We start from the raw sequence: 25,332 nt of genomic DNA on the forward strand, positions 1-25,332 counted from the left end.
GACGGATATGGAGATGCATCCTGAAACCTTACACGCATTGAGTGAAATTGGATTTACGAAGTATGAGATCTTGACTTACTGGACACTTCTTGTTCATGGACCCAGCACTGCGAAGGAAATTTCTACTAAAAGCGGAATTCCATACAATAGGGTTTATGATACAATCTCATCACTTAAAATTAGGGGTTTTGTGACTGAAATTGATGGAACTCCTAGGGTTTATGCAGCATATTCCCCGAGGATAGCCTTTTTCAGGTTTAAAAAAGAACTTGAGAACACAATGGTGAAGCTAGAAAATGAGATTAAAAAGTTTAAACGCGAGGAACAGAGGCCGGCGATATGGAGGAGTCAAAGTTTTGAAGAGGCCCTTGAGATGTTTAGAGAAACTCTAAGGTCTGCAAGAAACGAGGTCATAGTAGTAACCCCCAGTGAGTTTTTTGAGGATATTCGAAGTGATTTATTGAAAACCCTTGAAAAAGGAGTGACAGTGTCTCTCTATATTGATAAGATACCCAATCTAGAGGAGTTTAGAGATGTGGGAAATCTCTTTGTAAGGCAGTTTTATAAACTAAATCACTTAATTGGAATGGCAGATGGTAAAGAGGTTATAAATATCCAAAACATAAGTTTCAGGCCAAACCTCCCCCCAAGTTTTAAAGCAACTTATCCAGAGGTGATATTTTCCCAATATAGCCTTATAATTGAGATTTTTAAGGAGTCCTCCTTGGAGAAAGAATATCTCATTAACCCACAGGATGTTAGATTTTTTGCAATGTTCCATGCTGCAGATTTTGTTAAGAGGCATATAGAGTCTATTCCAATAATGGCAGAATTGATCGGTAAAAACGTGAAAACTGGGGAGACAGAAACTATTTATGGTAATGTTGTTGGGTATACCCTGTCTTTTAGGGAGGCAATTAATAACATTCACTTAGAGACGGAAAATGGTGTAATAAAAGTTGGTGGTATCTTCGCTGTTATTGAAGATTATGAAAGCAAAGAAATAAAATTTATGTTGGGGTGAGGTGAATGGGAGAAGTAAAGCTCCTTGGAGTTTGGAAAAAATTTGAAGATGTTACAGCGGTTAAAGATATAACTCTGGAAGTCAAAGATGGAGAATTCATGATACTGCTTGGGCCTAGTGGATGTGGTAAAACTACAACTCTTAGAATGATTTCCGGTCTTGAAGAACCCACGAAGGGTCAGATTTACATTGGGGACAAACTCGTCGCTGACCCAGAGAAAGGAGTCTTCGTGCCACCAAAAGACAGGGATATTGCAATGGTCTTCCAGAGCTACGCTTTATACCCGCACATGACAGTTTATGATAACATTGCATTCCCACTCAAGCTGAGAAAAGTTCCCAAGCAGGAGATTGACAAAAGGGTCAGGGAAGTTGCTGAGCTGCTCGGCCTGAGCCAACTATTGAACAGAAAGCCGAGGGAGCTGAGCGGTGGACAGAGGCAGCGCGTAGCTCTCGGCAGAGCAATAGTGAGAAAACCCCAGGTCTTCCTCATGGACGAGCCGCTGAGCAACTTAGATGCAAAGCTTCGTGTTAAGATGCGTGCTGAACTCAAAAAACTCCAGAGGCAGCTCAGCGTGACGACGATTTATGTAACCCATGATCAAGTTGAAGCTATGACTATGGGCGACAAGATTGCTGTAATCAACCAGGGCGTCCTCCAGCAGGTTGGAACTCCGGAGGAAGTTTACGATAAACCGGCGAACACTTTTGTTGCGGGGTTCATTGGCTCGCCGCCGATGAACTTCATGGATGGCAGTGTAACAGAAGATGGCTTCGTGGACTTCGGCGAGTTCAGGCTTAAACTCCTTCCGGATCAGTTTGAAGTACTGAAGGAACAGGGTTATGTTGGGAGGGAGGTCATCTTTGGAATTCGCCCAGAGGACATCTACGATGCGATGTTCGCTCAGGTGAAGGTTCCGGGTGAAAACATGGTCAAGGCAATGGTGGAGATTGTAGAAAATCTCGGTGGAGAGAGGATTGTCTACTTGAGTACCGAGGACATTTCATTTATTGCGAAGTTTCCGCCAGAATCTAAAGTTAAAGAGGGCCAGAAAATTGAGGTTGTCTTTGATATGAAGAAAATCCACATCTTCGATAAAAACGCAAAAAAAGCGATATTCTGAGATTTTTTTCTTCCTTAAATTTTAAAAGGAATCCATGTTTATTTGGACATAAGGTGATGTGATATGCTTGCTGTTGTAACTTTTACAGACCCCCGAAAGACATCCTTATCTTTAGAAAGAGAAAAAGCTCTTCTTGAAAAACACAAAACGCTTATAAATGAGTTGAAGGCCTCTGGATTCACAGTCTTTGATGTGAATGGAGCCCTTAAAAAATATGACTCACTAAAAAACGGTGAAAACTTCGGTATTGATAGCAAAGAAGAAGTGAGAAGGGCCTCTAATCTTATAGGAGCACAGGATATTAGTGGAATTATTATTGGGTTGTGGCATTGGACAGAGAGTAATCTTGTAACACTATTAGCAAAAAAGGTCAACAAACCCTTACTCCTATATGCAGATGATGATCCCGCATGGGCTGGGACTACATGTATAACCTCTGTCGGTGCCTCTCTTTGGGAAAGTGCTGTGAATTATTATGCTTTATGTCATACAAGACTTAAAGGCGATATTGAAAAAGTAAAAGCTTGGGTAAGAGCAGTTGAGGCAGTATCAGAGCTCTCTAGAAAATCTTTACTCATTTGGGGGGCCCCTTATACTCTTGGAATGGAACATCTTATGGATGATCTACCACAGTTAAAGCGTTTTATTGGAGATTTTATCTTTTTAGATCAGTATCTTATAGTAAAAAGGGCCGATTGGATGCTTAGTGATGAGAAAAAGAGAGTTCGTATTGAAGAATTTTTCGACTGGCTCCATAAATACGCAACTATTAAATACGATGGTACCATGTTAACCCCAGAGGCCTTGAAGAGGCAGATAGGGATATATTTGGCAGCTAAAGACATATGGAGTGATCATGAGAATGAAACTGCTGCGGTTTCTATAAAATGCCAGCCAGAGTTGAGTGAAGTTTACGGTGTCACGGGTTGCTTGATTCCGGCTCTCTTCCCATTCAACAGGGATGTGAGGGGTGAAAAACCAATTATTCCAGCCACATGTGAAGGAGATATAAAAGGGACGATAAGTTCAGCGTTGCTCTTCTACTTAAGTGGAAAACCACCTCTCTTTGGAGACATTAAATATGTAGATGATGACCTTGTACTAATAGCCAATTGCGGGGCTTCTTCTCTTTACTACGCAAAACTTAGTGAGAATCCTGAAGAGAATCTAAGGGCCATCACAATTCAAGGCCAGTGTCAGGGAGCAGGTGGAGGGGCTTTGACCTATAGAACTCCTCCAACTACGCTAACCGTTGCAAGACTCATAAGAAAAGGTGGTGAGTATTACCTTCTTTATTTCCTTGCAGAAGGGGTTGAAATAGACGAAGAGATAGAGTCTAAACTAAAATGGGGAAGACAATGGCCACATACAGCTATTAAAAACCCCTTAGATAAAGAAAAGTTCCTAAATGCAATGGGCGCAAATCACCTATCAGCAGTTTCGGGGGATTTTAGGAGTGAAATAGAATTTTCTGCAAGGCTCTGGGGCATTAGAGCCATAGACTTGGAAAAAGAGCGTGAAATCGAAATTCTTTTGCATTCTATTTAATTCTTAATTTTAGAGGTGGGATCATGTCTGTGATCATTTCGTACAATGGAGCCTTCGTGGTCACAAGACAGAATGGAGACATGAAGGATAATTATGATGGTTTCTATATACTTGACACTCGCTTTCTGAAAGGGGTGAAGCTCAGGCTGAATAAAGATGGAGTTCTCATAGGAAGTTCTCAAGACGGTCCAAGAAAGGCATACTCTCATTTCTCTATAGAAGATAAGGTGGTTCTGCTGAGAAAGCGGGAAATAAAAAATAACTGGGCATACAGGGAAGAGCTTCAATTCTATAACACATCAAATGGAAAAATAGATCTTAGGATCGAGTACGTTTTCAAGGTTCCAATTGAAGATATTTTTGAAGTTAGAAAGTTTGGTGGGCAGAGGATTAGGCGTAGAATCAAGAGCTCCCTTGGGAAAGAAGGTGAGTACTCCTACAGCGGAAAAGATAGAATCAAGAGGAACCTAAAAATCAAAACAAACATGAGAATTGAAAAAGGATTAGCGTTTGCTGAGATTACTCTGGAACCCTTTAAGAAAGAGATTCTTTATCTCGAATTCACCCCTCAAATCTCAAAAGAAGAGCTTGAGGTATTTTTGACAGAAAAGTCGCCAATTCTCTCAAATGTTGTTTCAACAAACTTGACTTGGCTTGATAGGACTTTTGAAGGAGCTATTGAGGACTTAACTGCTTTAACAGCATACACAAACTATGGAATGGTTCCGTTTGCTGGTATTCCTTATTATGCGTGTCCTTTTGGAAGAGACAGCATCATCACCTCTTGGTTCTTGCTTCCATATTATCCCCAGTATGCTGAGGGCACACTAAAATTCTTTGCTAAAATCCAAGGAAAGCAATTTAACCCTGTAAATGAAGAAGAGCCTGGGAAGATCCCTCACGAATTTAGATTTGGTGAGCTATCTCACTCAAGAAAAATGCCCTTTGCTCCTTATTATGGGACTGTGGATGCAACTCCCCTTTACGTTATTTTAGCCGCTGAATACCTCCGGTGGACGGGCGATAGGAATTTGATAGAGGAGCTTAAACCGAATCTGACTGCTGCTGTAGAATGGATTTTGAGACGGCTCAGGGAAGGAGGAGGATATATAAGGTATAAAGGAGGGTTCTTGGCCAATCAAGGATGGAAGGACTCAATAGAAGGTATTCCAACCGAAGATGGCACTCATACAAAGCCCCCCGTTGCTCTGGTGGAGGTGCAGGGATATGCTTATAAGGCCCTTGTAGATGCCGCTTCACTTGGTCTAACTTCATTGGATTCAAAAATGCTTGAAAAAGAGGCAAAGGCCTTAAAGAGACGCTTTAATAGGGATTTCTGGTGCAATGGCTTTTATGCACTTGCCTTGGATGGAGATAACGTTCCTTCCAAGGTGGTCTCCTCCAACATGGGACATCTTTTATTTACAAGGATAACTGAATATCAAAAAGAAATAGCAGAGAGATTGTTTGAGGAGGATATGTTCTCTGGGTGGGGTATTAGAACACTTAGCTCAAATGAAAAAGCTTACAATCCATTTAGCTATCACAATGGCAGCATATGGCCCCATGACAATGCAATTATAGCCCTTGGACTTGCATCAATTGGAGAAAAAGAGAAGGCAAAAACACTTTCAGAGGCGATATTCAAAGCTGCAAAGTTCCTTCCAAACTCTCAGCTTCCTGAACTCTACAGTGGGCTTGAAAGTGAATACCCGCTCTTATGTCCCAGGGCAAATGCCCCACAGGCCTGGAGCGCCGCAAGTGTATTTGCATTCCTCACGGCTTTACTGGGTTTAAGAGTGGAAAAAGAATTGGCACTTTCTCCACTATTGCCTGAAGACATTAGAGTTTCCGTGTTAATTAGGTTTAAAGGAAAGCCATACTTAATTGAAGCTCAAAACAGGGAGGTTGTTAGGTTTGAAGAGCAAAATATTTGAGAAAGTGCTCAAACTAGAGGGCAATAAAGCCGATGTAAAACCTCCAAAAAAGATCCCTCAACCCATTTTATCTCCATCAAGGGAAGGGTTTGATTCAAGGAATATTTACAATCCTGCAGTTGTTAAAGAGAAGGACAGAATAGTTATGCTTTACAGAGCGGAATCTAAAGATGATAATTTAACCGGTAGGATTGGACTTGCAATAAGCTACGATGGCATCAACTTCTTTAGACATCCAGAGCCGGTAATGGAGCCAGAATACCCCTGGGAAAGTGCTGGTGTCGAAGATCCGAGGGTAGTGAAGGTTGGTAAAACATATTATATGACGTACACAGGTTACGATGGCAAGACCGCAAGATTGTGTTTAGCTACATCAAAGAATCTCTTAACGTGGAAGAAGCATGGGCCAATATTTAAGGATTTCAAGTATGAGAAAAACAATATTGAAGGATGGACAAAAAGTGGATCAATCCTTCCTGAGAAGCTTAAAGATGGAGATTTTAGAGGTAAGTATATCATGTATTTTGGAGATTCTCACATTTGGATGGGAGTTTCAAAGGACTTGATAAACTGGGAATACATAGAAGAGCCAGTTCTTTCTCCTAGGAAAGAAAATTTTGATAATGTTTTAGTAGAACCAGGTCCGCCCTTAGTCTCTATGGATGAAAAAATACTCCTGATATACAATAGTGCTGGCAACGAAGAAGGAACACTAAAGTATAGAGTTGGAGCAGCGATCTTTAGTAAGGATGATCCAAGAGAGCTCATTGCACGAACTGAAAACCCAATAATGGTTCCAGAGCATGAATGGGAGTTCTATGGACATGTTAACAACGTCGTCTTTGTTGAAGGCATGGTAGAGCACGAGAACAAACTCTTCCTGTATTACGGTGGAGCTGACAGATATATCGGTCTGGCATACTGGACAACAGACTTATAAAATAATAAAACCCATTAAAAGTCGATGGGGATGAGGTTAAAGAATTTAAATGCCCTATTACCTTTGGTTTTTTTATTCCTGTTCTTTTACTTCCCCCTAATTAGCATATTAAAAGAAGGTCTGTGGGATAACGGGATTACGCTAAGATACATCCTTCGGGCTATCTCAAACAGCTACCATAGGAGGGTTATATTTTTCACATTTTGGCAAGCCTTGGCATCCACACTCTTGACACTCTTTCTTGGTTTTCCAGGAGCTTACATATTTGCAAAATATGAATTTCCAGGAAAAGGTATTCTAAAAGCCCTTCTAACTGTTCCTTTTGTGATGCCAAGTATTATGGTTGCTTTAGGATTTATTCTCCTTTTTGGCCGTGTGGGGATCATAACTCAGATTTTAGGGAGGGATTTAGGGATCCTTTACTCTTGGAAGGCCATAATTCTTGCTCATGCGTTTTACAATTTTCCTGTTGTTGTTCGAATGGTATCTTCACTTTGGCAACGCATAAATCCTCACTATGAGGAAGCTGCAATAAGCCTTGGGGCGAGAGGTTTCACACTTTTTAGAAAAGTAACTCTACCAATGCTCATGCCTGCTATTTTTGCTTCTTCTATGTTAACATTTGTTTTCTGTTTTCTGAGTTTTTCTGTCCCCCTTATTCTAGGTGGATACCAGTATGCTACTATAGAGGTAGATATTTTTACCTCCATAATGACACTCCTTGATTTTAAGACTGGCGCCGCACTGGCAATAATCCAAATTTTCTTAAGCCTTATTTTTATGTATCTCTACCTTAAAAGTTTGGACTTATATGCAAAAGCTGAGAAGCAAAAAGTGTTTAGAGAACCTGTTCATTTAACATTTAAAAAACTCATAAGTGCAAGAGGTTTGTTGATAATCTTTTATTCTCTTGTGGTTTTTCTATTTATATTATCCCCTCTCCTTGCTGTTATTTATCATTCTTTTACATATGGGGGTAGTTTCACACTCGAATGGTACAGAAGAGTTTTTTCTCCTGAATATAATCCTATATTTGGTGCAAACAGTATAACTGCAATTAGAAATTCTCTTTTGTTTGGTTTTTCTGCAGTAATTCTCTCAACGTTTTTGGCCCTGAGTATAGCGTACATTATGTATAGGTGGAGGTTTAAAGGGAAAAATTTCTTCGATGCTATTGTGATGCTCCCCCTAGCTTCTTCGGCAATTACACTTGGATTGGGATACATAAGAGCTTTCCATAAGCCCCCACTTGAGTTTCTTGGTACATGGTATTTGATAATCTTTGCCCACACAATAATAGCCTATCCATTTGTTCTAAGGTCTGTGTCTACTAGTCTGAAAAAAATAAATCCAAACTTAAAGGAAGCTGCAATGAGTCTGGGAGTCAATGAACTTGGTGCATTTCTAAAAGTTGAGCTTCCATTGGCATTTGGTGGGATAATTGTTGGAGCTATCTTTGCTTTTGCTATGAGCATAGCTGAACTTGGAGCCACATACATGATTTATAGGCCAGAATATACCACAATCACAATAGCAATTTATCGATTCTTAGGTTCTCGGCAATTGGGACCGGCTTCGGCAATGTCTGTACTCTTGATATTAGTTAGCACAATAGCTTTTATAGTCATCGAGAAAACGGGTGAAGAGATATGGTGAGGGTTAGGCTCGAAGGAATAAAGATGTCTTGGGAAGATTTTCAGCTTGATATTCCCCATTTAGAAGCAAAAGCAGGAGAGTTCTTGACTCTTCTTGGACCGAGTGGTTGTGGAAAAACCACAACGCTAAGAATAATCGTTGGCTTTGAAAGGCCAGACAAAGGGGCAGTCTACTTTGGTGAGAAGCTTATGAATCACGTTCCACCATACGAAAGGAATATTGGTATAGTTTTCCAAGATTATGCTTTGTTCCCCCATATGAATGTTTTTGATAACATAGCATTTGGGTTAAAGGTCAGGAAGATCCCTAGGAATGAAATAGAGAAAAGGGTGATCTGGGCACTTGAATTAGTAGGGTTAAAAGGCTTTGAAAAGAGATATCCAGAACAGCTTAGCGGAGGCCAACAACAAAGAGTGGCCTTGGCCAGGGCGCTGGTAATAGAACCCCAAGTTCTTCTTTTGGATGAACCTCTCTCAAATCTTGATGCAAAGATTCGTGAGAGACTTAGGGGTGAGATAAAGAGAATTCAGCGGGAACTTGGGATAACCACAATTTATGTTACCCATGATCAAGAAGAAGCAATGGCAATAAGTGATAGAATCGCTGTGATGAATATTGGAAAAGTTGAACAGATTGGAACTCCATTAGAACTCTACTATAATCCAAATACTGAGTTTGTAGCTCAGTTTCTTGGACTATCAAACATCTTAGAACTTAGAGCTGTAGAGGGAAAAGTGTGTCTTGGAGAACTTTGTTTCAACGTTGGAAGAGATGGAAAGGTGAAGATATTTTTTAGGCCTGAAAGTGTGTATATCGAAGAAGGAAAAACCGGTGAGATAGTGAGTTACGAGCTTTTGCCTGGTAGAATAAGATTTAGAATCGATATAGAGGGAACAATAATAATAGCAGAACGCTTTCTAAGTGAAATTCCATTCTCTATCAAAAATCTACCAAAAAGAGTGGGAGTAAGAGTAAAGCAGTTTTCAATAATTGGATAAAAGAAAAAGATCATGCACGAGCATTTATTATTTCTTCTGGACTTTTTCCTTCTACCATAAGTGCAGTCCACTCTTTGATCCAGCGTTCAAAGTTTTCTTTGATGTAAGTTGGTTCGAGAGTTAATGGCTTTATCTCATTTGGTTGCACTGCGTATTCAAAGACTTCTGGAAGTTTAATATTTGGATTCACTGGATACATCCACTGGTTAGTGGGAATTGCATCCTGGAACTCTTCAGTGAGCATAAATTCTATGAATTTCTTTGCTAACTCCTTGTTCTTTGCTCCTTTTATTATTCCCGCTCCTTCTATTTGCATGTAGTTGCCTTCTTCGAATGCTATGGCCTTTACATAAGTTATATTATCGTAATAGACTGTTGCAGCAGGAGAAGTTGCATAGCTAAGCACGAGAGGGAATTCACCGTTCATAAAAGCTGTCCAGGCCTCGGTCCATCCCTTAACTATGTGAACATCATTCTCCTTAAGCTTTTGCCAGTAGTAGAGATATCCTTCGTCACCATAAACTGCTATTGTCCATAGGAGAAACGCTGCACCAGGAGAACTTGTTCTTGGGTCTTCAATAACAAGTTTGCCTCTCCATTCTGGCTTTGTAAGATCTTCAAGACTCTTTGGTGGATTTTGTACCATATCTTCTCTGTAATTTATCGAGATATACCCGTAATCATAGGGGGTCAAGTGAAACGTTGAATCAAATATGAGACTTTCTGGAAAGAGGTTTATATTCTCTGGCTTGTAAGGCTCTAGCACTTCAGCTTCGATTGCCTTTGCCAAAAGACTGTTGTCTATCCCTATAACTAAATCGGCCCTTGGATTGTCCTTTTCCAGAATCAATCTGTTTAAAACTTCTCCTGCATCTCCAATAAGTTGTAGTTCGACTTTAACTCCATACTTTTCCTCGAATTTTGGAATTACTTCGCTTGCAAGATATTCAAAGCTGTCGTACGAGTAAATGATGAGTTTTTGCTCTTCTGTCTGGGTTGTTTGTGTTTGTTGATTGAGGCACCCAAGTGCTGTTGCCATAAGTACAAGGCTTAAAATAATTGCAAGCTTCTTCATCTCCTTCACCTAAAACTAATTTTTATATATACATAACTCTGTTCTGAATGTGATTTAAAAAGCTTCCCCATCGCAAACTTTATAAATCCAAATCCACTCATGTTAAAACAGCTACATGCGGTGGTAGTCTAGCCTGGTCTAGGACACCGGCCTTCCAAGCCGGTGACCCGGGTTCGAATCCCGGCCACCGCACCAAATCAATTTTTAGGTGGTTTCTGTTCTCCAAACTCTTAAATATAAGATGTTCAATTATCCATTGGTGGAGTTGATGTCCAATCTCACAAAAGAAAAACTTGCTGAACTTTTAAGGGAAGCTGAAAAAGCCCATGCTGAATATGAAAAGCGCCTTGGAAAAAGAGACGAAAACTGGCCTGAATGGTATGCAGAATATATAATAAAAAGGCTTAAAGGGACGCCTTAAGCTTTTCGGCTAAGTTTATTAGTTTTTTGGCCCGTTCTGGGTCAATATCATTGTTTGTTTTTCCATCTTTCTTAATCCATGTTCCCACTATAAACCCATCTGCATATTTCCATAGCTCTGGCAAGTTTTCGTAGGTTGTTCCAGAACCAACAAGAACTGGTACATTTGAGAGTTCTTTTGCCCGTTTGAGCTTTTTTAGATCGACTTCATTTCCTGTTCTTTTTCCGCTTATTATTACGGCATCGGCTAAGCCCCTTTCAATTGCATCACTCAAAGCCTCTTCAAAATCTCCAAAATGATGAGCATGTTTGACATGCACGTCTGCAAACACTTTGATTTTTGAGGGAAGAAGTTTTCTAAGTCTTGCGAGTTGGACTGCTATCCCTTCGATTACACCCTGATCCGTATATGCTACTCCGCTTAGGACATTTACCCTGATGAAATCAGCTTTAACAGTGTAGGCTATTGAATATGCCGCAATTGCATCGTTTCTGAGAACGTTTATACCAAGGGGGAGAGGTATTTCTTCCTTTATTGTTCTAGCAATGAGGGTCATAGAAGCAACGGTTATAGGTTCCACGGTTTTTGAAAAGGGTACATCATTGAAGTTCTCAATCATTATGGCGTCAAAGCCCGCCTCCTCAATCTTCTTTGCTTCACTAATAGCGTGTTCTACAACTCCATTAAAATTTCCATCGTAAAGATAAGAACCGGGGAGGGGTTTGAGATGAACCATCCCAATGAGAACTTTCTCCTCAAAATTCATGAAATCACCTGATCGTAAGTTAAGGTATTTGGTATAATAAACTTTATTCATTGAGCATCTTGGGAGTAATATAATTACCAATCCTGATTTTGCCTTTTGTTTCGGTTAAGTTTGACCTTCTTTTTTCAAGCCTCTTTCTTTAGGGCAGGGAGGAGCTCAGAAACATTGGGGCGTACTGAATGTTACGGGGGAAGAGTATGAAGAAAAAAAGAAAGAAACTTATAGAACAAATTTGATTCCTCCGAAAAAGTTCAGGCTTTTTCTATTAACTCATCTAGAACTTCCTTGAACCGAGCAGCATCGATCCATTTAATACCCATTTTCTGGGCCCATGTTAGAATACCAACATCTGCAGAGACTATTGTGGCGTCCAGTTCTTTGGCGAGTAATATAAGCTCAAAATCTTCTTTGCTATCAACTATTCCCTCTCTTAAGGCTTTTCTATAATTTCTCCGAAGTTTTTGTATTATTGCATTTACGTTCTGGCTATCCACTACACTCTCTCTCACGGCCTTCTCTGCAACCCTAAGACCCTTATCTATTCTTCTTCTAATATCCTCGATTAGCTCATAAACAACAAAAGCAGGTATTCTAATGTCGTGCACGTTGGGAGGTTTTTTGATTATATAAAGCTCTATATCTGGGGAGACTTCCTCTAATTCCACAAAATGGCTGACTTCCTTATAAATTCCAGGAGGCATATAAAATTCAACTCTCCCAAAAAGACGTTCAGCATATTCTAAAAAAATCTTCATAGCTTCTGTGGGATTGTCCCCAAATCTATTTCTGATCTCGGGGTTTACAAAAATACTTGTATCAAGGATAAAGCGAATCATTTTTATCACGCTCTATTATTATATCTTAGACCTTAAAACGATAACCTTAAATTCCATTTAGCTGTTAAGACTTTGGAGGTTATTAAAATGAAAGTAGGAGTGGTATTTGGAATTAGCGAAATAGCGAATCCAAAAGCATTCGAGAAGAAAGCTTCTGAGTTTCTGATGAGTCTTGCAAACGATTTTGAGATAGAAGGGGGGCTTTTTGTATCCTCAAAATCAGATACTAGGGAGGTGGACTTTAAAGAAGTGGATATTATCGTTCTTTACCCACTAACAGGAGGTACTGAAAATGCTCTCAAAGAGTTTGCTTATTATCGGAAACCAATAGTTCTTTTTGGAGATTCTTTTAATAATTCAATTGCTGCAGCAATAGAACTTAGGGAGTATTTTAGGGATCTTCTAATACCAGCAGCGCTTGTGAAGAATTTTGACGAACTGAAAGCTGCAATTTTAGGGTATGATGACATGAAGGAGTTGTTTAATAAGGTTCTGAATACTAGATTAGGACTTATCGGGAGGATATCAACATGGCTAATAAACGAAAAATTCAATCTCCCATATGTTCACATTAGCTTAAAAAAATTCTATGAGTACTACGATGCTACAACTGAGGCTGAAGGTTGGAAAGCTGTAGAAGGTATAGTTACAAAAGCAATGGATATTAAAGAACCTCAAAGAGAAGATCTTGTTAAAACTGGCAGGATGTATGTAGCCTTAAAGAAAATAATCCAAGATTACAAATTGGATGGATTTGCCATAGGTTGCTTTGAAATGCTTAACAAGCTTAATGCAACTCCTTGTTTGGCATTAGCAATGTTGAATGCAGAGGGAATTCCAGCCGCATGTGAAGGGGAGCTAAATTCTCTATTGGGAATGCTTATAGTGAGAAGATTCTTTGACAAACCAGCTTTTATGGGTAACATAGCGGATTATGGAGAGAATCATATAATCTTGGCTCACTGTACTGCCCCATTAATTGCTAACTATATTTTAAGATCACACTTTGAAAGTGGAAAAGGTGTAGGAGTTGCTGTAAGCCTTCCAAAGGGAAGGGCTTCTTTATTAAAAATCAGAGGAAGAAAAGCTGTAGTTGCGGGAGTTGAGGTGATAGAGCAAGAAAGGAGTGAATATCGGTGCAGAACTCAAATGAAGCTTAAAATTGAGGAAGCAGAGGACTTCATAGATGGAACTCTTGGAAATCACCATCTTTTGGTTTATGCAGATAGTGAAGAACTTGCTGATTTATTAAGCGAGCTTGGTTTCGAGGTGATGCTTTACTAACTATCTTTTCTTTTAACTAAACATTTATTAAGTTCTTTGATAGTTACTTTAACATGGTGGTTAATATGAATGAGCAAGAGAAGAAAATGTTAACGTATATCTTGGATAAATTGGTGGAGTTTATTGTGATAACTTTGGGTGTTGCTGTTGGGTTTATCATTGCTTCGGGATTTGTAGCAAGGCAGATAGCTCATGCACTCGGGGGGATGAAAAATGAAAAGAAATGCTCAGGCAGCTATTGAATATTTGATGATGATAGCTATTGTGTTAATAATAATTTTTGTAGTGATTCAAATTGTTAGAAGGACAGTAATAAATGCGGCTCAAAACATCCAGAACTTAACTCAGACAATAGTTGAGGAATTACAAAAGGCAAAAGAAGGGATCAACCCCTAAGTTTTTCTCCAAATAACTTAAGCCCAACGACTCCCGCAACACCTAAACCTATTGGTATTATGTGGAGTGTGGCACTGGCAAGTCCTATTATGCCAATAATGACCCTAACCTCTTTTCTTAGGTTCTTTTGGAACCATCCAGTTAAGGAGATTGCTAGTAGGTACATTACCAAGAGAGTCGCTCCAAAGTTGTAAAGCACGTGAAGGGCTGTTAATAGTGTCCATTCTTGTACTGTTATTAGAAACATTTCAGGGTGTGTGAAATATATATACGGTCCTATATAACCAGCTAGTGCATATTTTACGGCATTCATTGCAGTTTTCCAGAAATCCCCCCCTGCTAAAGCAGAACCTGCATAAGAGGCCAAAGCAACTGGTGGGGTTACATCAGCGAGTATTCCAAAGTAAAATACGAAGAAGTGTGCGGCTAAGAGAGCTATTGGTGTTGTAAATCCAGGAACGGGGGAGCTGTATGATTGAAGACCCAAAACTGCATTGTATATTGCGGGGGCCGCTACAAGAGAAGTGATGATATAGTTTGCAGTTGTAGGAACTCCCATGCCCAATATTAGGCTAAATACCATTGTTAATAAGAGTAATAACCATAGATTTCCTGCTGTTAAATCTATAAGTCTGTATCCTAACTTTGTCACCAATCCAGTCATGGTTAGAACTCCTTGGATGAGTCCAGCACTTGCAGCTGCAAGCATTACACTTGTGCTTGTTTTTCCTGCATCAATCATAGACTCATAAGTGGCGGAGTACATTAGTTTGCCATCTTCACTTTTTGAGATATACCCCACTATTAGTGAGAACCCTATCCCCATTACACCGCTCATTAGGAGTATCTGCTCTTTTCTCATTCCCAAGTACTTTGTTAATGCTATAAAGAATATAAACAATAGAGTTATGTAAAATTTCTCATTAAACTCGACGAATTTTTTAGTAAAGCCAAGTGCCAACAAACCTAAAGTGAGTAATACAAGAAGTATTGTGACGGGGATTGCGACTTCTCTTCCTGTGAACATTAGCACGGTGCTCACTAATACTGTTGCAACATACAGGCCCTCATGTCCTTTAATGTTATCTTTAGATATCCAGGCGACCCAAATTGCTATTCCAAGGGATGAAATGGCTGATATGTGTGGTGGGATTCCCCATATTAAGGCCACAGTAATAACGGCAATTGGGAGCAGAATGTAGAGCTTTCTTATGAAGTATCTAAGCGGTGCAAATTTTTCTCTTGGCATTCCTTTTAATCCAAGGCGCTTTGTTTCTAAATCTATGAAAAGGTAAACTCCAGAATAATACACGAGAGCAGGAAGTACTGCAGCAATGATTAGCTTGTTATATGGAATTCCAAGGAATTCTGCCATAATAAATGCAGCTGCACCCATAATAGGGGGCATTAGCTGGCCGCCTGTAGAGGCCACAGGTTCAACGGCTCCAGCAACCTCCGGAGGATAACCTGCCCTTTTCATTAGGGGAATTGTAAATGTCCCTGTAGTTAAAACGTTGGCAACGCTTGATCCACTCACAGTTCCCATAAGGCCACTCGAAACGACTGCAGATTTAGCGGGACCTCCAGGACGAGCTCCAAAGAGGGATATCATGAACTCTGTTATGTAATCACTTATACCAATTTTTAGTAAGAACGCTCCAAAGAACACAAAAGCAAACACATAAATTGTCATCACAAAGAATGGGATCCCAAAGATCCCTTCATCAAAATACAGTTGCTGGGTAAAGCGAATCCAGTTAAATCCTATGTTGTTGATGCCATAAAGAAGGAAGACAACCACAACTAGTGGAAGCACCCAGCCGAGCACTCTTCTTGTAGCCTCAAGAACTAAGATTATTGCCATAAGACCGAACACTACGTCAGTCATGTAAACCTCAGCAAATTCTGCATATCTTTGGTATACGAAGAATAGATATAAGGCGGAAACAACTCCAAGAATTGCCAGTAGGTAGTCATACAGTGGAACTTTCTTTAAATATTTTTCTTTTTTTCTTATTGGATATAACAAGTACGTTATTAAGAGTATCATGGCAAGTACAAAGGCTTCTCCCTGCTTAGTTTGGAAGGTAGTTTTCAGTGGTCCAATTACAATACCCATTCTTGAAAAAAGGTCATATAGGGTGTAATTGAAATTGAATATGAACAGGATTTCATAGATACCAATTAATATTGCAGCCACCTTTATTATATTCTCAAGCGTTGGGGGGAGTGTCCTTGTTTTTTCTATCACAATTTTTTCAACTTTCTCAAATTTTCCTTCAATTTCCATTTTAGCACCTCCCGATGAGGGTGAGTATGATTGGGCACCTTTTTACTTTGAAATTAACAAGGATGTCTTCTGTTGGAGACAATATAATCTCTTCGTTCACAGCAATCTTTGCTTGGTTTGAAGAGATAAACCAAAAACTAAGAGATTTTCCTAGAGGGATGTTTACTTTCTTCACGTAATAACCATTCTCTGAGTATTGAATATCCTCGGGGAGTCCAGCTCCGAAGTCTTTCCACCACATTTCAGCAACATAGAGGCCAGTTTTATTCGCTTTGAGAATTTCTACTATTTTACTTCTTTGAACACTGTGTATGTACGTTATCTCTATCTCCTTCTCTCCGAGAATATCAGTATAAGAGTGGTTCTCATCAGTTATTACAAGGGTATTGACAGGAATTAAGAATATTATAAGAAAAAAGGGCAAAAAAAGAAATTTTCTCAAAAGCTTCACCCTTTAAGGTTCTCAGGTATGGTAAGGCCTTTTTCTTCGTAATACTTTATTGCTCCTGGGTGAAGTGGTATGCTCATACCATCTAAAGCTGTTTCGAGGCTTATAGCTTGAGCTTTTTGGTGAACTGCTCTGAGTTGGTCCACATTCTCGAAAAGTATCTTTGTCATTTGATAGACGGTGTCCTCTGGAAGATCAGCTCCTACAGCAAGCATTGCTTTAACAGCTATTGTTGGGGTATCTACATCAACCCCATTGTAGGTGTCTTTTGGAACTATCTGCCTAACATAGAATATATACCCTTCTTCTTTAAGCTTATTTAGTGTGTCATCAGGGATTGAAAGCACCCGGACAGGTGTTTGTACTGCAATTTGGTTAACAGATGGTGTTGGGATTCCAGAGACGATGACAGCTGCATCTACTTGACCAAGTTTGAGACTTTGTGAGGCTTCATTGAAATCTTGGTTGACTTTCTCAATGCTATCCCAAACGCCTGCTGCTCTGAGTACTTGTTCAGCAGCCACAGCAGTTCCACTTCCTGGAGCACCTATTGCCACTTTTTTACCTGCTAAGTCGCTAAGGGTTTTTATATCACTGTCTGCTCTTACGATGAATTGAACAGTTTCTGGATAAAGGGCTGCAACACCTCTAATATTCGTTATTGCTTGTCCTTCAAACATGTAAAGGCCTTTGTAGGCATAATAGGCTACATCGTTTTGGAGAATTCCTGCCTGAGCAGTCCCATCTCCAATTGCTTTTGCGTTTGCTACACTTGCACCGCTTGTAACTGCAGTAGCTGGAACTCCATTTTTACTTAGAATCTCGGCATATTTGGAACCTAAAGGGAAGTAAACTCCTCCGGTCCCTCCAGTATAGATTGTTATTTCTTGGGCTTGGGTTGTTGTTTGTGTTTCCTGTTGTGTACAACCAGAAATGACCAAACCAAGGGCCAATACCAATATCAAACCAATTGCTTTCCACTTCATTTTTTACATCTCCTTTTATGGGTTTGGTATATCCATTACTGTCGTATTTATTGTAGTCGTGTTTCATTATATATTTTTTGGTAATAAACTTTTACAAGATTGTAAATTATCAATTTTTGAGTATTATACTTTATAACTGAGAAATCTTCTATATTGATCTTGTATTATCAATAATAAGCACTTGGAGAGAATATCTTAAAAAACTCTGCAATTTTTATGTGAGGTATGAACTTAAGGTTTTTATGCTGTGATTCAATGTTTCCTAGGGGAGAAACTATGAAAGTTATAATGACCACAAAAGTTGATCTAGCCTCTATGAACATTAAACAGAAACTAATCGAAAACTTTGGTTTTATAGAATCTGAGAAACGGTTTGATGGTAACGAAGTATATCAGTTTAAGAATACTCTTATACTGACAACGGATAGAGAAATGATATACTACGATAATCTGGACAGGAAGATAACAAAACAATTGGGCATAATTCCTAAGATTATAATCTTCGCCTCAAGACACTCAAGCCAGCAAAAGCTTCCAGCTTTAACCACTCACGTTACAGGAAACTGGGGAAAAGCCATGTATGGAGGAAAGGATGAAAGCTTGGCTATTGTAGAGCCAATAGCAATGAAACTCGCTCTTTTGAAACTAAATGAACTTAATGACTTAAATTGGACTGTTTGTTACGAAGCTACCCATCATGGGCCTAGTGAGCTTGGTGTGCCTTCTCTTTTTATAGAAATTGGTTCCAGTGAAGAGGAGTGGAAAAATGAGCAAGCTGGGGAAATAGTAGCAGAGACTATTTTTTATGTAATTAATAATTACACTAAGATTCACAACTTTAAAACAGTAATTGGTATTGGTGGCGGTCATTATGCCCCAAAACAAACCAAAGCTGCTTTAAACTCGGAACTTGCATTTTCTCACATAGTGGCAAAATATGCACATCCCATTTCAAAGGAAATGCTTCTTAAAGCTATAAACAGAACCTCGGGAAGAGTACATGGAATTTATGTGGATTGGAAGGGCAGTAAAGGCGAGACCAAACAGATGGCAAGGAATATTGCAGAAGAGTTGGATTTGGAGTTTATTAAAGACTAACAAAGAAGCGAAACGTTTAAAGGTTTGAAAGTACACATTTAAATATCAGTTGAACAAACTTAGCTAAGGTTTATATATGTAGAGAATGTGAAAAAACATTTAGAACTGTTATCAGGTGGAGGGTGAAAAAATGTTGAAATTGATTGAAAGTGCAATAGAAAGGACATCAGCAGAAGCAAACACTCCAGTTGAGGTTCAAACACCAGCTTCTGACATTGATGAAGAACTTAAGAAGATTTTGGAGCAAGTACAAGCAAAGATCTATGTTATTGGTGTTGGTGGCGCTGGCTGTAATACCATTAATAGGATGATGGAAGTTGGAATTCAAGGAGCAAAGGTGATTGCGGTTAATACTGATGCTCAAGATCTGTTGAAAATAAAAGCACATAAGAAGATTTTAATTGGTAAGGATCTCACAAGAGGTCTTGGTGCTGGAAATAACCCAAAAGTTGGTGAAGAAGCTGCTAAAGAAAGTGAAAGAGACATTAGAGATGCTCTTGAAGGAGCTGATATGGTATTTATTACTTGTGGTCTTGGTGGGGGTACTGGTACCGGTGGCGCCCCAATAGTTGCTGAGCTTGCAAAGAAAATGGGAGCGTTGACAGTTTCAGTAGTCACACTTCCATTCACTGTTGAGGGTATAAGGAGAATCAAGAATGCAGAGTATGGTCTCGAAAGACTTAGGAAAAACAGCGATACTGTAATTGTGATCCCCAATGATAAACTTATGGAAGTTGCTCCGAATTTACCAATTCAAATGGCATTTAAGGTTTCAGATGAGATTCTTGTGCAAGCTGTTAAAGGAATTACTGAACTCATCACTAGGCCAGGTCTCATTAACCTCGACTTTGCTGATGTAAGAGCAGTCATGAAAGACGGCGGCATTGCAATGATTGGTATTGGGGAAAGTGATAGTGAAAAGAGGGCATTAGAAGCCGCGAATCAAGCTTTAAACAGCCCACTTTTGGACGTGGATATTAGTGGAGCTAAGGGTGCGTTGATTAGTATTGCAGGAAATGACGTTAAGCTTGAAGAAGCCCAACAAATAATCGAACTCGTCACAAGCAAACTAGACCCAGAGGCGCAAGTTATTTGGGGAATTCAGCTAGATCCTGACCTCGAAAAGACAATAAGAGTCATGGTTGTTGTAACAGGAGTAAGCTCACCGTATGCTGTTGTCGAAGAAACCGAAGCGCCATATTCTCTTGAAGAAGAAAGAAAGGTCGTTAAGATAGATTTGACTGAGCTTTGAGGGACCTACTTTTTGCATTTATTTTTTGATAGATTTTTCCTAAGTCGTGTTTGTAGATAGAAGGATAACTTTTAAATACTTTAGGCATAGTCAACTCTGAAGGTTGTGAGGGGTGTTGAAAATGGCTGAGAGCTACATGGAAAAATTTAAAAGCTTTATATCTGAGTCCAAAAGGGTTTTCCTGGTAACAAAAAAACCAGGCTGGAAAGAATACAAGCTTGCTGCTAAAATAACCGGTATTGGAATAATTTTAATCGGTGTTATTGGAATGATTATTCGTGTTATTGGATCTTTGGTTCAAGGGACTTGAACTTGAGCGGTGGTAAAGATGAGTGAGAGCAAAATATTCGCAGTACGTGTAACAGTAGGCCAAGAGGAGAATACAGCCAAGCTTATTTACAGTAAGGCCAAAACTTACAGCTTACCCATTATGGCTATATTATCCCCTTCAAAAGTTAGGGGGTATATATTTGTTGAAGCAACGGAAAAAGCTGCTGTAGATGAAGTTATAAGAGGCATCAGGCATGCAAAAGGTACACTTCCTGGCCCAATATCTTTTATTGAAATAGAGCATTTCCTTGAAGAGAAGCCAGCTGTTAGTGGATTTGAGCCTGGAGACATTGTTGAATTAATTGCTGGTCCATTCAAGGGCGAGAAGGCCAAAGTAGTTAGAGTTGATGAGTCAAAAGACGAAATTGTGGTTGAACTGATTGGAGCAATAGTGCCAATCCCTGTAACTGTTAGGGGAGAATACGTTAGGCTTATAAGCAAACGCTCAGAGGAGTAGAGGGGTGAAGAGAATGACAAAGAAACAAATCGTTGAGGTGTTAGTTGAAGGTGGTAAGGCTACTCCTGGTCCTCCATTGGGTCCAGCCATTGGTCCATTAGGGTTAAATGTTAAACAAGTTGTTGACAGGATAAATGAAGCTACCAAGGATTTTACGGGAATGCAAGTTCCGGTTAAGATAATTGTTGACCCAGTAACAAGACAATTTGATGTGGAAGTAGGAACGCCACCAGTAAGTCAACTAATAAAGAAAGAACTTGGATTGGAAAAGGGTTCAAGTGAACCTACAAGAGCAATTGTTGGTAATCTAACAATGGAACAAGTAGTCAAAATTGCTAGAGCAAAGAAGCAACAAATGCTTGCAGCTGGTTTAAAAGCAGCTGCTAAGGAGGTTATCGGAACGGCTTTAAGCATGGGTGTCACTATTGAAGGCAAGGATCCAAGAGAAGTGCAGAAGGAAATTGATGAGGGAGTTTATGATGAAATATTTGCAAAGGAAGAGTGAGGGAAAAGTTTAAAAATCTCTCTTTTTACGAATTTTTGATTTTCCTTCCGGTTTAAATAAAAAAAGTGGAGGTCAGAAAGATGGCCTTTGATAGGCAAAAAATCGTGGAAGCGGTGAAGGAGGCAAAGGCCCGGGCTAAGCCGCGTAACTTCACACAGACCCTAGAGGTGGCAGTAAACCTCAAGGATATTGATCTTAAAAAACCTGAGAATAGGTTTAAGCTTGAGGTTGTTTTGCCACATGGTCGTGGGAAGGAACCAAAAATCGCGGTTATCGCTGATGGTGCCGTTGCCGAGGCGGCTAAAAAGCTCGGGTTAGGTGTTATTAGTGGTGAGGAATTAGAAGAATTGGGGAGCAATCCAAGGACTGCGAGAAAAATAGCAAAGAACTATGACTTTTTCATTGCGGCTGCCCCATTGATGCCAAAGATTGGTAGGTACTTAGGTAGGTACTTAGGTCCAAGGAATAAGATGCCTGTTGTAGTTCCACCAACAATAACGGATCTTACCTCCTTTGTTGAGAGACTTAAAAAGACAGTTAGAATACAGCTTAAGAACACTCCAGCAGTGCATGCTCCGGTTGGAACAGAATCCATGGAAGATGAAAAAATCGCTGAGAACGTTGAAACAGTGTTAAACGCAATAATAGGGAAGCTTGAGAGGGGAGAAAACCAAATCAAGTCAGCATACATCAAAACAACAATGGGTCCAGCTGTAAAAATAGAGGGGTGATATGAATGGCTCATGTTGCTGAGTGGAAGAAAAAGGAAGTAGAAGAACTTACCAAGCTTCTTCAAGATTATCCAGTAATAGCCCTAGTTGACGTAGCAGATGTTCCAGCATATCCTTTATCCAAAATGAGAGAGAGCCTTAGAGATAAGGCGGTTCTTAGAGTTTCAAGGAATACTCTCATTGAGCTCGCTCTCAAAAAAGCAGCACAAGAACTTAACGACTCAAATCTTGAAAAGCTTATCGAGCACATTCAAGGTGGAACAGGCATACTCGTTACTAAGATAAACCCATTTAAACTTTATAAGTTCCTTGAAGAGAGCAAAAAACCTGCCCCGGCAAAAGCAGGAGCCCCAGCCCCAAGAGATGTTGTAGTTCCAGCAGGACCAACACCATTATCCCCCGGACCTCTTGTTGGTGAGATGCAAGCGTTAGGAATTCCTGCAAGAATTGAGAAAGGTAAGGTATCAATACAAAAAGATACAGTTGTATTAAAGGCAGGCGAGATTATAACTCCCCAGCTGGCTAATATACTTAACCAGCTTGGGATTGAACCTCTTGAAGTGGGACTTAAGCTACTTGCTGCATACGAGCATGGAATCGTTTATACACCAGAAGTACTTGCAATCGATGAGGAACAATACATCAGCATGCTTCAACAGGCTTATATGCATGCATTCAACCTCTCCGTTAACGTAGCATATCCAACAAAACAAACAATTGAGGCAATTATTCAAAAGGCATTCCTTGGCGCAAAGAATGTTGCAGTAGAAGCGGGCTACATTACTAAGGAGAGTGCTGGAGACATACTTGGCAAAGCCTTCAGAATTGCATTGCTTATAGCTCAAGAATTACCAGAGGAGTTGCTTGATGAGAAAACCAAAGAGCTTTTAAACCAACAAGCACAAGTTATAGCGGCTCAGCCTCAGCCAGCTGAAGAGGCTGAGGAGAAGGTTGAAGAAGAGGAAGAAGAGGAGAAAGAGGAAGAAGAGGCTCTCGCTGGATTGGGAGCCTTATTTGGTTAATGTGTATCTAATAATGGAAAATAAAGATAACTTGGAGGTGTAAAAGATGGAGTATGTATATGCTGCTTTATTGTTACACGCCGCTGGTAAGGAGATAACTGAAGAAGGTATAAAGAGTGTCCTTCAGGCTGCTGGTGTGGAAGTTGATGAAGCAAGAGTGAAGGCTCTCGTTGCAGCCCTTGAAGGAGTTAATATTGAGGAAGTTATTGAAAAAGCTGCAATGCCCGTTGCAGTTGCAGCAACTCCAGCTGCAGCTCCTGCAGCTGAGGCTCCAGCAGAAGAAGCTCCAGCAGAGGAGGAAGAAGAGGAAGAGGAGAAGGAAGAAGAGGCTCTCGCTGGACTTGGTGCACTCTTCGGCTGAACTCCCTTCTATTTTCTCCTTTCACTTATATTTCTACGTAAAATCATTTTTGAAGTTTTTGTAGCATGTTAGTAGTATTAATCCACCTATGAAAACTGAAGAGAATAAAAATTATCTTATTTTTCTTTTTGAAAGCTTTAAGTGTTGACTGCCTTGGTAAATACCACGATAAGGGTTTTTCGAGGGTTCCTCAAGGCGATGGAATGCTATTTGCACGAATCGTTCTTCATAATGGAGAATTACTTCCTCTTCAGAACTATTAAAAAATGCCAAAGTGAGATTTCCATCCCATCCTGGATCAACCCAAGCAAAACTCCCTAAAAGGCCTTCTCTTGCAAATGTGCTCCTTAGCCTCATGTCGCCCATGACATCATCAGGGAGTTTCACCCTTTCTAGGGTTAGTATCAATGCATGGCCTTTGGGAGGGATAACCAATTTCCCTTCCTCCTCGACATTTATGAACTTCCCATTTACCATAGCTTCCTTTCCAACCCTTAGATCATAACCTGCTGGCTGAAGAGACTTTTCATTGAAAGGTTCAATAAGTATTTCCTTCCTAATTTTATGATCTGGTAGTATCATTTTATCACCGCAACTTTTATGTAGGCACCGTGTTATAACTTTTTTGAGGGCCCGTGGCCTAGGGGATTGGGCGTCGGCCTTCGGAGCCGAAGGTCCCGGGTTCGAATCCCGGCGGGCCCGCCATTTAGGTATACATAAGTAGAATAATCTCTTTAGGGCCCAGTGATGTACATAAAAGTCATCTTAATAGGATATTATTGACAATTCTTGGAAATTAAACTTACAAGCAATTACATGTTTTCAGGAGAATGTGATTATTGAGCATAACTAAAAAGAATGTATTTCTTTTTGAGTAAAGAAGTGGTGGGCCCGGGGGGCTTTGAACCCCCGACCACGCGGTTATGAGCCGCGCGCTCTGACCAGGCTGAGCTACGGGCCCACAAAGACTGGCGCCGCCGGCCCGACTTGAACGGGCGACCACCGGATTAACAGTCCGGCGCTCTACCAACTAAGCTACGGCGGCACGAACCCAATCATAGGGAGTATAAGCGGATTTATAAAGCTTACGGTATGTGTTTTAGCGAAAAGTTTATATACTAACTTAGGCCTTTCTTCATTCGGTGCCCCGGTAGCCTAGCCTGGTGGGGCGGCGGACTTGTAATCCGCAGGCCGCGGGTTCAAATCCCGCCCGGGGCTCCAGTGGTTGCAGTGGGGCCGTGGGGTAGCTTGGCCTATCCTGCGGGCTTTGGGAGCCCGTGACCCGAGTTCAAATCTCGGCGGCCCCACCATTCTCTCATAATGAGTAAGCTTGGGAACTCTACTCAGTAAATTTTATAACTTCGAAATTACAATGTTTCTGCGGAACATTGAGTATGAAGTTGAGTAGAGCCATGTCAATGTCGATATAAGTGCATCAATGAAATGTTAAGGCAGACGGAGGAGTTCTTAAACTTTACGCAAATAATATAAAGCCTCTCTCAGACTAAACTCTCGAAAAGCTTATATACTCTAATTAAAAGCTGGAGGTAGTGAGAGGGTGTACCTTCTAAAAATTTTAAAGGGGGCAATTCTCTGTGACGGCGAAAAAAAGCCTTACAATATTTGATCATGTGTTAGTTCCTGAGCATAGGGTACTTAGTAAAGAAGAGACGGAAGAATTACTGAAAAAATACAATATAAAGCCTTCCCAGTTGCCGCAGATCAAAACAAGTGATCCGGCAGTTCAAGCACTTGATGCTAAGCCTGGGGATATAATAGAAATAAAAAGAAAAAGCCCTACTGCGGGGGTTTATTACTATTATAGGATTGTTGTGGAAGATTGAAAT

27 protein-coding genes and 6 tRNA genes are annotated in these 25,332 nt (G+C 40.1%); 24 read left to right on the plus strand and 9 right to left on the minus strand.

Annotated features, from left to right (window positions below):
- Nucleotides 1–7: 7 nt before the first annotated feature.
- The 7 genes from trmB to TSIB_RS01800 all read left to right on the plus strand — a co-directional run bounded on the left by trmB (nucleotide 8) and on the right by TSIB_RS01800 (nucleotide 9,227).
- Nucleotides 8–1,024: an HTH-type sugar-sensing transcriptional regulator TrmB gene (gene trmB / locus TSIB_RS01770; protein WP_015848648.1), complete on the plus strand. Its 1,017-nt coding sequence runs from the start codon at nucleotides 8–10 to the stop codon at nucleotides 1,022–1,024.
- Between the two features lie 5 nt (nucleotides 1,025–1,029).
- Entirely contained in the window at nucleotides 1,030–2,148 is a 1,119-nt protein-coding gene (locus TSIB_RS01775) for an ABC transporter ATP-binding protein (RefSeq protein WP_015848649.1), read from the plus strand.
- Nucleotides 2,149–2,211: 63 nt separating this feature from the next.
- A complete protein-coding gene (locus TSIB_RS01780) occupies nucleotides 2,212–3,696 on the plus strand; it encodes a fucose isomerase (RefSeq protein WP_015848650.1) in 1,485 nt (494 codons plus the stop codon).
- A gap of 23 nt (nucleotides 3,697–3,719) precedes the next feature.
- Nucleotides 3,720–5,633: an amylo-alpha-1,6-glucosidase gene (locus TSIB_RS01785; RefSeq protein ID WP_015848651.1), complete on the plus strand. Its 1,914-nt coding sequence runs from the start codon at nucleotides 3,720–3,722 to the stop codon at nucleotides 5,631–5,633.
- Complete coding sequence (locus TSIB_RS01790; protein ID WP_052293216.1) at nucleotides 5,614–6,573, plus strand: glycoside hydrolase family 130 protein; 960 nt, start codon at nucleotides 5,614–5,616, stop codon at nucleotides 6,571–6,573. The genes TSIB_RS01785 and TSIB_RS01790 overlap by 20 nt, the downstream gene beginning before the upstream one ends.
- A 24-nt stretch (nucleotides 6,574–6,597) precedes the next feature.
- A complete protein-coding gene (locus tag TSIB_RS01795) occupies nucleotides 6,598–8,229 on the plus strand; it encodes an ABC transporter permease (RefSeq protein WP_015848653.1) in 1,632 nt (543 codons plus the stop codon).
- Complete coding sequence (locus tag TSIB_RS01800; RefSeq protein WP_015848654.1) at nucleotides 8,223–9,227, plus strand: ABC transporter ATP-binding protein; 1,005 nt, start codon at nucleotides 8,223–8,225, stop codon at nucleotides 9,225–9,227. Before TSIB_RS01795 ends, TSIB_RS01800 begins: the two co-directional genes overlap by 7 nt.
- A gap of 10 nt (nucleotides 9,228–9,237) precedes the next feature.
- Here TSIB_RS01800 and TSIB_RS01805 read toward each other — a convergent pair whose 3' ends face one another.
- On the minus strand, nucleotides 9,238–10,302 hold the full coding sequence (locus TSIB_RS01805; RefSeq protein ID WP_048160176.1) for a thiamine ABC transporter substrate-binding protein: 1,065 nt from the start codon (nucleotides 10,300–10,302) through the stop codon (nucleotides 9,238–9,240).
- 117 nt (nucleotides 10,303–10,419) lie between these two features.
- On the opposite strand from TSIB_RS01805, the gene TSIB_RS01810 reads away from it, so the two are divergent.
- Nucleotides 10,420–10,497, plus strand: a tRNA-Gly gene (locus tag TSIB_RS01810).
- 73 nt (nucleotides 10,498–10,570) lie between these two features.
- Nucleotides 10,571–10,723: a hypothetical protein gene (locus TSIB_RS10270; protein WP_228359820.1), complete on the plus strand. Its 153-nt coding sequence runs from the start codon at nucleotides 10,571–10,573 to the stop codon at nucleotides 10,721–10,723.
- On the opposite strand, the gene TSIB_RS01815 is transcribed toward TSIB_RS10270, so the two are convergent.
- A complete protein-coding gene (locus tag TSIB_RS01815) occupies nucleotides 10,707–11,489 on the minus strand; it encodes a BtpA/SgcQ family protein (RefSeq protein WP_015848656.1) in 783 nt (260 codons plus the stop codon). The genes TSIB_RS10270 and TSIB_RS01815 overlap by 17 nt on opposite strands.
- Nucleotides 11,490–11,740: 251 nt before the next feature.
- The gene (locus TSIB_RS01820; RefSeq protein ID WP_187146421.1) at nucleotides 11,741–12,325 is read right to left on the minus strand and encodes an RNA ligase partner protein; all 585 of its coding nucleotides are present in this window, start codon (nucleotides 12,323–12,325) and stop codon (nucleotides 11,741–11,743) included.
- An 87-nt stretch (nucleotides 12,326–12,412) separates the two neighbouring features.
- Between TSIB_RS01820 and TSIB_RS01825 the strand changes: the two genes are divergently transcribed.
- The 3 genes from TSIB_RS01825 (at nucleotide 12,413) to TSIB_RS01830 (ending at nucleotide 14,005) form a co-directional block, all read left to right on the plus strand.
- Nucleotides 12,413–13,609 carry a hypothetical protein gene (locus tag TSIB_RS01825; RefSeq protein ID WP_048160177.1) on the plus strand — a complete coding sequence of 399 codons (1,197 nt, stop codon included), beginning with the start codon at nucleotides 12,413–12,415 and terminating at the stop codon, nucleotides 13,607–13,609.
- A 65-nt stretch (nucleotides 13,610–13,674) separates the two neighbouring features.
- Nucleotides 13,675–13,851 carry a hypothetical protein gene (locus tag TSIB_RS10140; protein ID WP_187146412.1) on the plus strand — a complete coding sequence of 59 codons (177 nt, stop codon included), beginning with the start codon at nucleotides 13,675–13,677 and terminating at the stop codon, nucleotides 13,849–13,851.
- Nucleotides 13,823–14,005 (plus strand): hypothetical protein, encoded by a 183-nt coding sequence (locus tag TSIB_RS01830; RefSeq protein WP_015848659.1) that lies wholly within the window; start codon nucleotides 13,823–13,825, stop codon nucleotides 14,003–14,005. The genes TSIB_RS10140 and TSIB_RS01830 overlap by 29 nt, the downstream gene beginning before the upstream one ends.
- On the opposite strand, the gene TSIB_RS01835 is transcribed toward TSIB_RS01830, so the two are convergent.
- Genes TSIB_RS01835 through TSIB_RS01845 form a run of 3 tightly spaced genes read right to left on the minus strand, consistent with a single transcriptional unit; the run spans nucleotide 13,995 to nucleotide 17,729 of the window.
- Nucleotides 13,995–16,295 carry a TRAP transporter permease gene (locus tag TSIB_RS01835; RefSeq protein WP_015848660.1) on the minus strand — a complete coding sequence of 767 codons (2,301 nt, stop codon included), beginning with the start codon at nucleotides 16,293–16,295 and terminating at the stop codon, nucleotides 13,995–13,997. The two genes, TSIB_RS01830 and TSIB_RS01835, sit on opposite strands and share 11 nt — an antisense overlap.
- Before the next feature lies 1 nt (nucleotide 16,296).
- Complete coding sequence (locus TSIB_RS01840) at nucleotides 16,297–16,746, minus strand: DUF1850 domain-containing protein (RefSeq protein ID WP_015848661.1); 450 nt, start codon at nucleotides 16,744–16,746, stop codon at nucleotides 16,297–16,299.
- Nucleotides 16,743–17,729: a TAXI family TRAP transporter solute-binding subunit gene (locus TSIB_RS01845; RefSeq protein WP_015848662.1), complete on the minus strand. Its 987-nt coding sequence runs from the start codon at nucleotides 17,727–17,729 to the stop codon at nucleotides 16,743–16,745. Before TSIB_RS01845 ends, TSIB_RS01840 begins: the two co-directional genes overlap by 4 nt.
- A gap of 276 nt (nucleotides 17,730–18,005) precedes the next feature.
- Here TSIB_RS01845 and TSIB_RS01850 point away from each other — a divergent pair, with 276 nt between their 5' ends.
- The 8 genes from TSIB_RS01850 to rpl12p all read left to right on the plus strand — a co-directional run bounded on the left by TSIB_RS01850 (nucleotide 18,006) and on the right by rpl12p (nucleotide 23,485).
- Nucleotides 18,006–18,827 carry a D-aminoacyl-tRNA deacylase gene (locus TSIB_RS01850; protein WP_048160179.1) on the plus strand — a complete coding sequence of 274 codons (822 nt, stop codon included), beginning with the start codon at nucleotides 18,006–18,008 and terminating at the stop codon, nucleotides 18,825–18,827.
- 130 nt (nucleotides 18,828–18,957) lie between these two features.
- Nucleotides 18,958–20,079 (plus strand): cell division protein FtsZ, encoded by a 1,122-nt coding sequence (ftsZ, locus tag TSIB_RS01855; RefSeq protein WP_048160180.1) that lies wholly within the window; start codon nucleotides 18,958–18,960, stop codon nucleotides 20,077–20,079.
- Between the two features lie 121 nt (nucleotides 20,080–20,200).
- Nucleotides 20,201–20,389, plus strand: coding sequence for a protein translocase SEC61 complex subunit gamma (locus tag TSIB_RS01860; RefSeq protein ID WP_048160181.1), 189 nt, complete (start codon nucleotides 20,201–20,203; stop codon nucleotides 20,387–20,389).
- Between the two features lie 18 nt (nucleotides 20,390–20,407).
- Nucleotides 20,408–20,866 (plus strand): transcription elongation factor Spt5, encoded by a 459-nt coding sequence (locus TSIB_RS01865; protein ID WP_048160182.1) that lies wholly within the window; start codon nucleotides 20,408–20,410, stop codon nucleotides 20,864–20,866.
- Nucleotides 20,867–20,879: 13 nt separating this feature from the next.
- Nucleotides 20,880–21,371: a 50S ribosomal protein L11 gene (locus TSIB_RS01870; protein ID WP_048160183.1), complete on the plus strand. Its 492-nt coding sequence runs from the start codon at nucleotides 20,880–20,882 to the stop codon at nucleotides 21,369–21,371.
- An 80-nt stretch (nucleotides 21,372–21,451) separates the two neighbouring features.
- Nucleotides 21,452–22,102 (plus strand): 50S ribosomal protein L1, encoded by a 651-nt coding sequence (locus tag TSIB_RS01875; protein ID WP_048160184.1) that lies wholly within the window; start codon nucleotides 21,452–21,454, stop codon nucleotides 22,100–22,102.
- A 5-nt stretch (nucleotides 22,103–22,107) separates the two neighbouring features.
- A complete protein-coding gene (locus tag TSIB_RS01880; protein ID WP_015848670.1) occupies nucleotides 22,108–23,124 on the plus strand; it encodes a 50S ribosomal protein L10 in 1,017 nt (338 codons plus the stop codon).
- Nucleotides 23,125–23,170: 46 nt separating this feature from the next.
- Nucleotides 23,171–23,485 carry a 50S ribosomal protein P1 gene (rpl12p, locus tag TSIB_RS01885; RefSeq protein WP_015848671.1) on the plus strand — a complete coding sequence of 105 codons (315 nt, stop codon included), beginning with the start codon at nucleotides 23,171–23,173 and terminating at the stop codon, nucleotides 23,483–23,485.
- Nucleotides 23,486–23,596: 111 nt separating this feature from the next.
- Here rpl12p and dcd read toward each other — a convergent pair whose 3' ends face one another.
- On the minus strand, nucleotides 23,597–24,067 hold the full coding sequence (gene dcd, locus TSIB_RS01890; protein ID WP_015848672.1) for a dCTP deaminase: 471 nt from the start codon (nucleotides 24,065–24,067) through the stop codon (nucleotides 23,597–23,599).
- Between the two features lie 47 nt (nucleotides 24,068–24,114).
- Between dcd and TSIB_RS01895 the strand changes: the two genes are divergently transcribed.
- Nucleotides 24,115–24,190: transfer RNA gene (locus tag TSIB_RS01895), tRNA-Arg, on the plus strand.
- Nucleotides 24,191–24,368: 178 nt separating this feature from the next.
- On the opposite strand, the gene TSIB_RS01900 is transcribed toward TSIB_RS01895, so the two are convergent.
- Nucleotides 24,369–24,446: transfer RNA gene (locus TSIB_RS01900), tRNA-Ile, on the minus strand.
- Nucleotides 24,447–24,454: 8 nt separating this feature from the next.
- Nucleotides 24,455–24,530, minus strand: a tRNA-Asn gene (locus tag TSIB_RS01905).
- A gap of 99 nt (nucleotides 24,531–24,629) precedes the next feature.
- On the opposite strand from TSIB_RS01905, the gene TSIB_RS01910 reads away from it, so the two are divergent.
- The 3 genes from TSIB_RS01910 to TSIB_RS01920 all read left to right on the plus strand — a co-directional run bounded on the left by TSIB_RS01910 (nucleotide 24,630) and on the right by TSIB_RS01920 (nucleotide 25,329).
- A tRNA-Thr gene (locus TSIB_RS01910) sits at nucleotides 24,630–24,706 on the plus strand.
- A gap of 11 nt (nucleotides 24,707–24,717) precedes the next feature.
- Nucleotides 24,718–24,795 (plus strand) — tRNA-Pro (locus TSIB_RS01915).
- Between the two features lie 285 nt (nucleotides 24,796–25,080).
- On the plus strand, nucleotides 25,081–25,329 hold the full coding sequence (locus tag TSIB_RS01920; RefSeq protein WP_015848673.1) for a DNA-directed RNA polymerase subunit H: 249 nt from the start codon (nucleotides 25,081–25,083) through the stop codon (nucleotides 25,327–25,329).
- The last annotated feature ends 3 nt before the right edge of the window (nucleotides 25,330–25,332 follow it).

Origin of the sequence: Thermococcus sibiricus MM 739 (genome assembly GCF_000022545.1) — an archaeon.
Taxonomy (GTDB): Archaea; Methanobacteriota_B; Thermococci; order Thermococcales; family Thermococcaceae; genus Thermococcus_A; species Thermococcus_A sibiricus.

Coding starts and splice junctions, on each gene's coding strand:
- trmB (WP_015848648.1), top strand. CDS start 8: ATGGAGATGCATCCTGAAACCTTACACGCATTGAGTGAAATTGGATTT.
- TSIB_RS01775 (WP_015848649.1), top strand. CDS start 1,030: ATGGGAGAAGTAAAGCTCCTTGGAGTTTGGAAAAAATTTGAAGATGTT.
- TSIB_RS01780 (WP_015848650.1), top strand. CDS start 2,212: ATGCTTGCTGTTGTAACTTTTACAGACCCCCGAAAGACATCCTTATCT.
- TSIB_RS01785 (WP_015848651.1), top strand. CDS start 3,720: ATGTCTGTGATCATTTCGTACAATGGAGCCTTCGTGGTCACAAGACAG.
- TSIB_RS01795 (WP_015848653.1), top strand. CDS start 6,598: ATGGGGATGAGGTTAAAGAATTTAAATGCCCTATTACCTTTGGTTTTT.
- TSIB_RS01800 (WP_015848654.1), top strand. CDS start 8,223: ATGGTGAGGGTTAGGCTCGAAGGAATAAAGATGTCTTGGGAAGATTTT.
- TSIB_RS01805 (WP_048160176.1), bottom strand. CDS start 10,302: ATGAAGAAGCTTGCAATTATTTTAAGCCTTGTACTTATGGCAACAGCA.
- TSIB_RS10270 (WP_228359820.1), top strand. CDS start 10,571: ATGTCCAATCTCACAAAAGAAAAACTTGCTGAACTTTTAAGGGAAGCT.
- TSIB_RS01815 (WP_015848656.1), bottom strand. CDS start 11,489: ATGAATTTTGAGGAGAAAGTTCTCATTGGGATGGTTCATCTCAAACCC.
- TSIB_RS01820 (WP_187146421.1), bottom strand. CDS start 12,325: ATGATTCGCTTTATCCTTGATACAAGTATTTTTGTAAACCCCGAGATC.
- TSIB_RS01825 (WP_048160177.1), top strand. CDS start 12,413: ATGAAAGTAGGAGTGGTATTTGGAATTAGCGAAATAGCGAATCCAAAA.
- TSIB_RS10140 (WP_187146412.1), top strand. CDS start 13,675: ATGAATGAGCAAGAGAAGAAAATGTTAACGTATATCTTGGATAAATTG.
- TSIB_RS01830 (WP_015848659.1), top strand. CDS start 13,823: ATGAAAAGAAATGCTCAGGCAGCTATTGAATATTTGATGATGATAGCT.
- TSIB_RS01835 (WP_015848660.1), bottom strand. CDS start 16,295: ATGGAAATTGAAGGAAAATTTGAGAAAGTTGAAAAAATTGTGATAGAA.
- TSIB_RS01845 (WP_015848662.1), bottom strand. CDS start 17,729: ATGAAGTGGAAAGCAATTGGTTTGATATTGGTATTGGCCCTTGGTTTG.
- TSIB_RS01850 (WP_048160179.1), top strand. CDS start 18,006: ATGAAAGTTATAATGACCACAAAAGTTGATCTAGCCTCTATGAACATT.
- ftsZ (WP_048160180.1), top strand. CDS start 18,958: ATGTTGAAATTGATTGAAAGTGCAATAGAAAGGACATCAGCAGAAGCA.
- TSIB_RS01860 (WP_048160181.1), top strand. CDS start 20,201: ATGGCTGAGAGCTACATGGAAAAATTTAAAAGCTTTATATCTGAGTCC.
- TSIB_RS01865 (WP_048160182.1), top strand. CDS start 20,408: ATGAGTGAGAGCAAAATATTCGCAGTACGTGTAACAGTAGGCCAAGAG.
- TSIB_RS01870 (WP_048160183.1), top strand. CDS start 20,880: ATGACAAAGAAACAAATCGTTGAGGTGTTAGTTGAAGGTGGTAAGGCT.
- TSIB_RS01875 (WP_048160184.1), top strand. CDS start 21,452: ATGGCCTTTGATAGGCAAAAAATCGTGGAAGCGGTGAAGGAGGCAAAG.
- TSIB_RS01880 (WP_015848670.1), top strand. CDS start 22,108: ATGGCTCATGTTGCTGAGTGGAAGAAAAAGGAAGTAGAAGAACTTACC.
- rpl12p (WP_015848671.1), top strand. CDS start 23,171: ATGGAGTATGTATATGCTGCTTTATTGTTACACGCCGCTGGTAAGGAG.
- dcd (WP_015848672.1), bottom strand. CDS start 24,067: ATGATACTACCAGATCATAAAATTAGGAAGGAAATACTTATTGAACCT.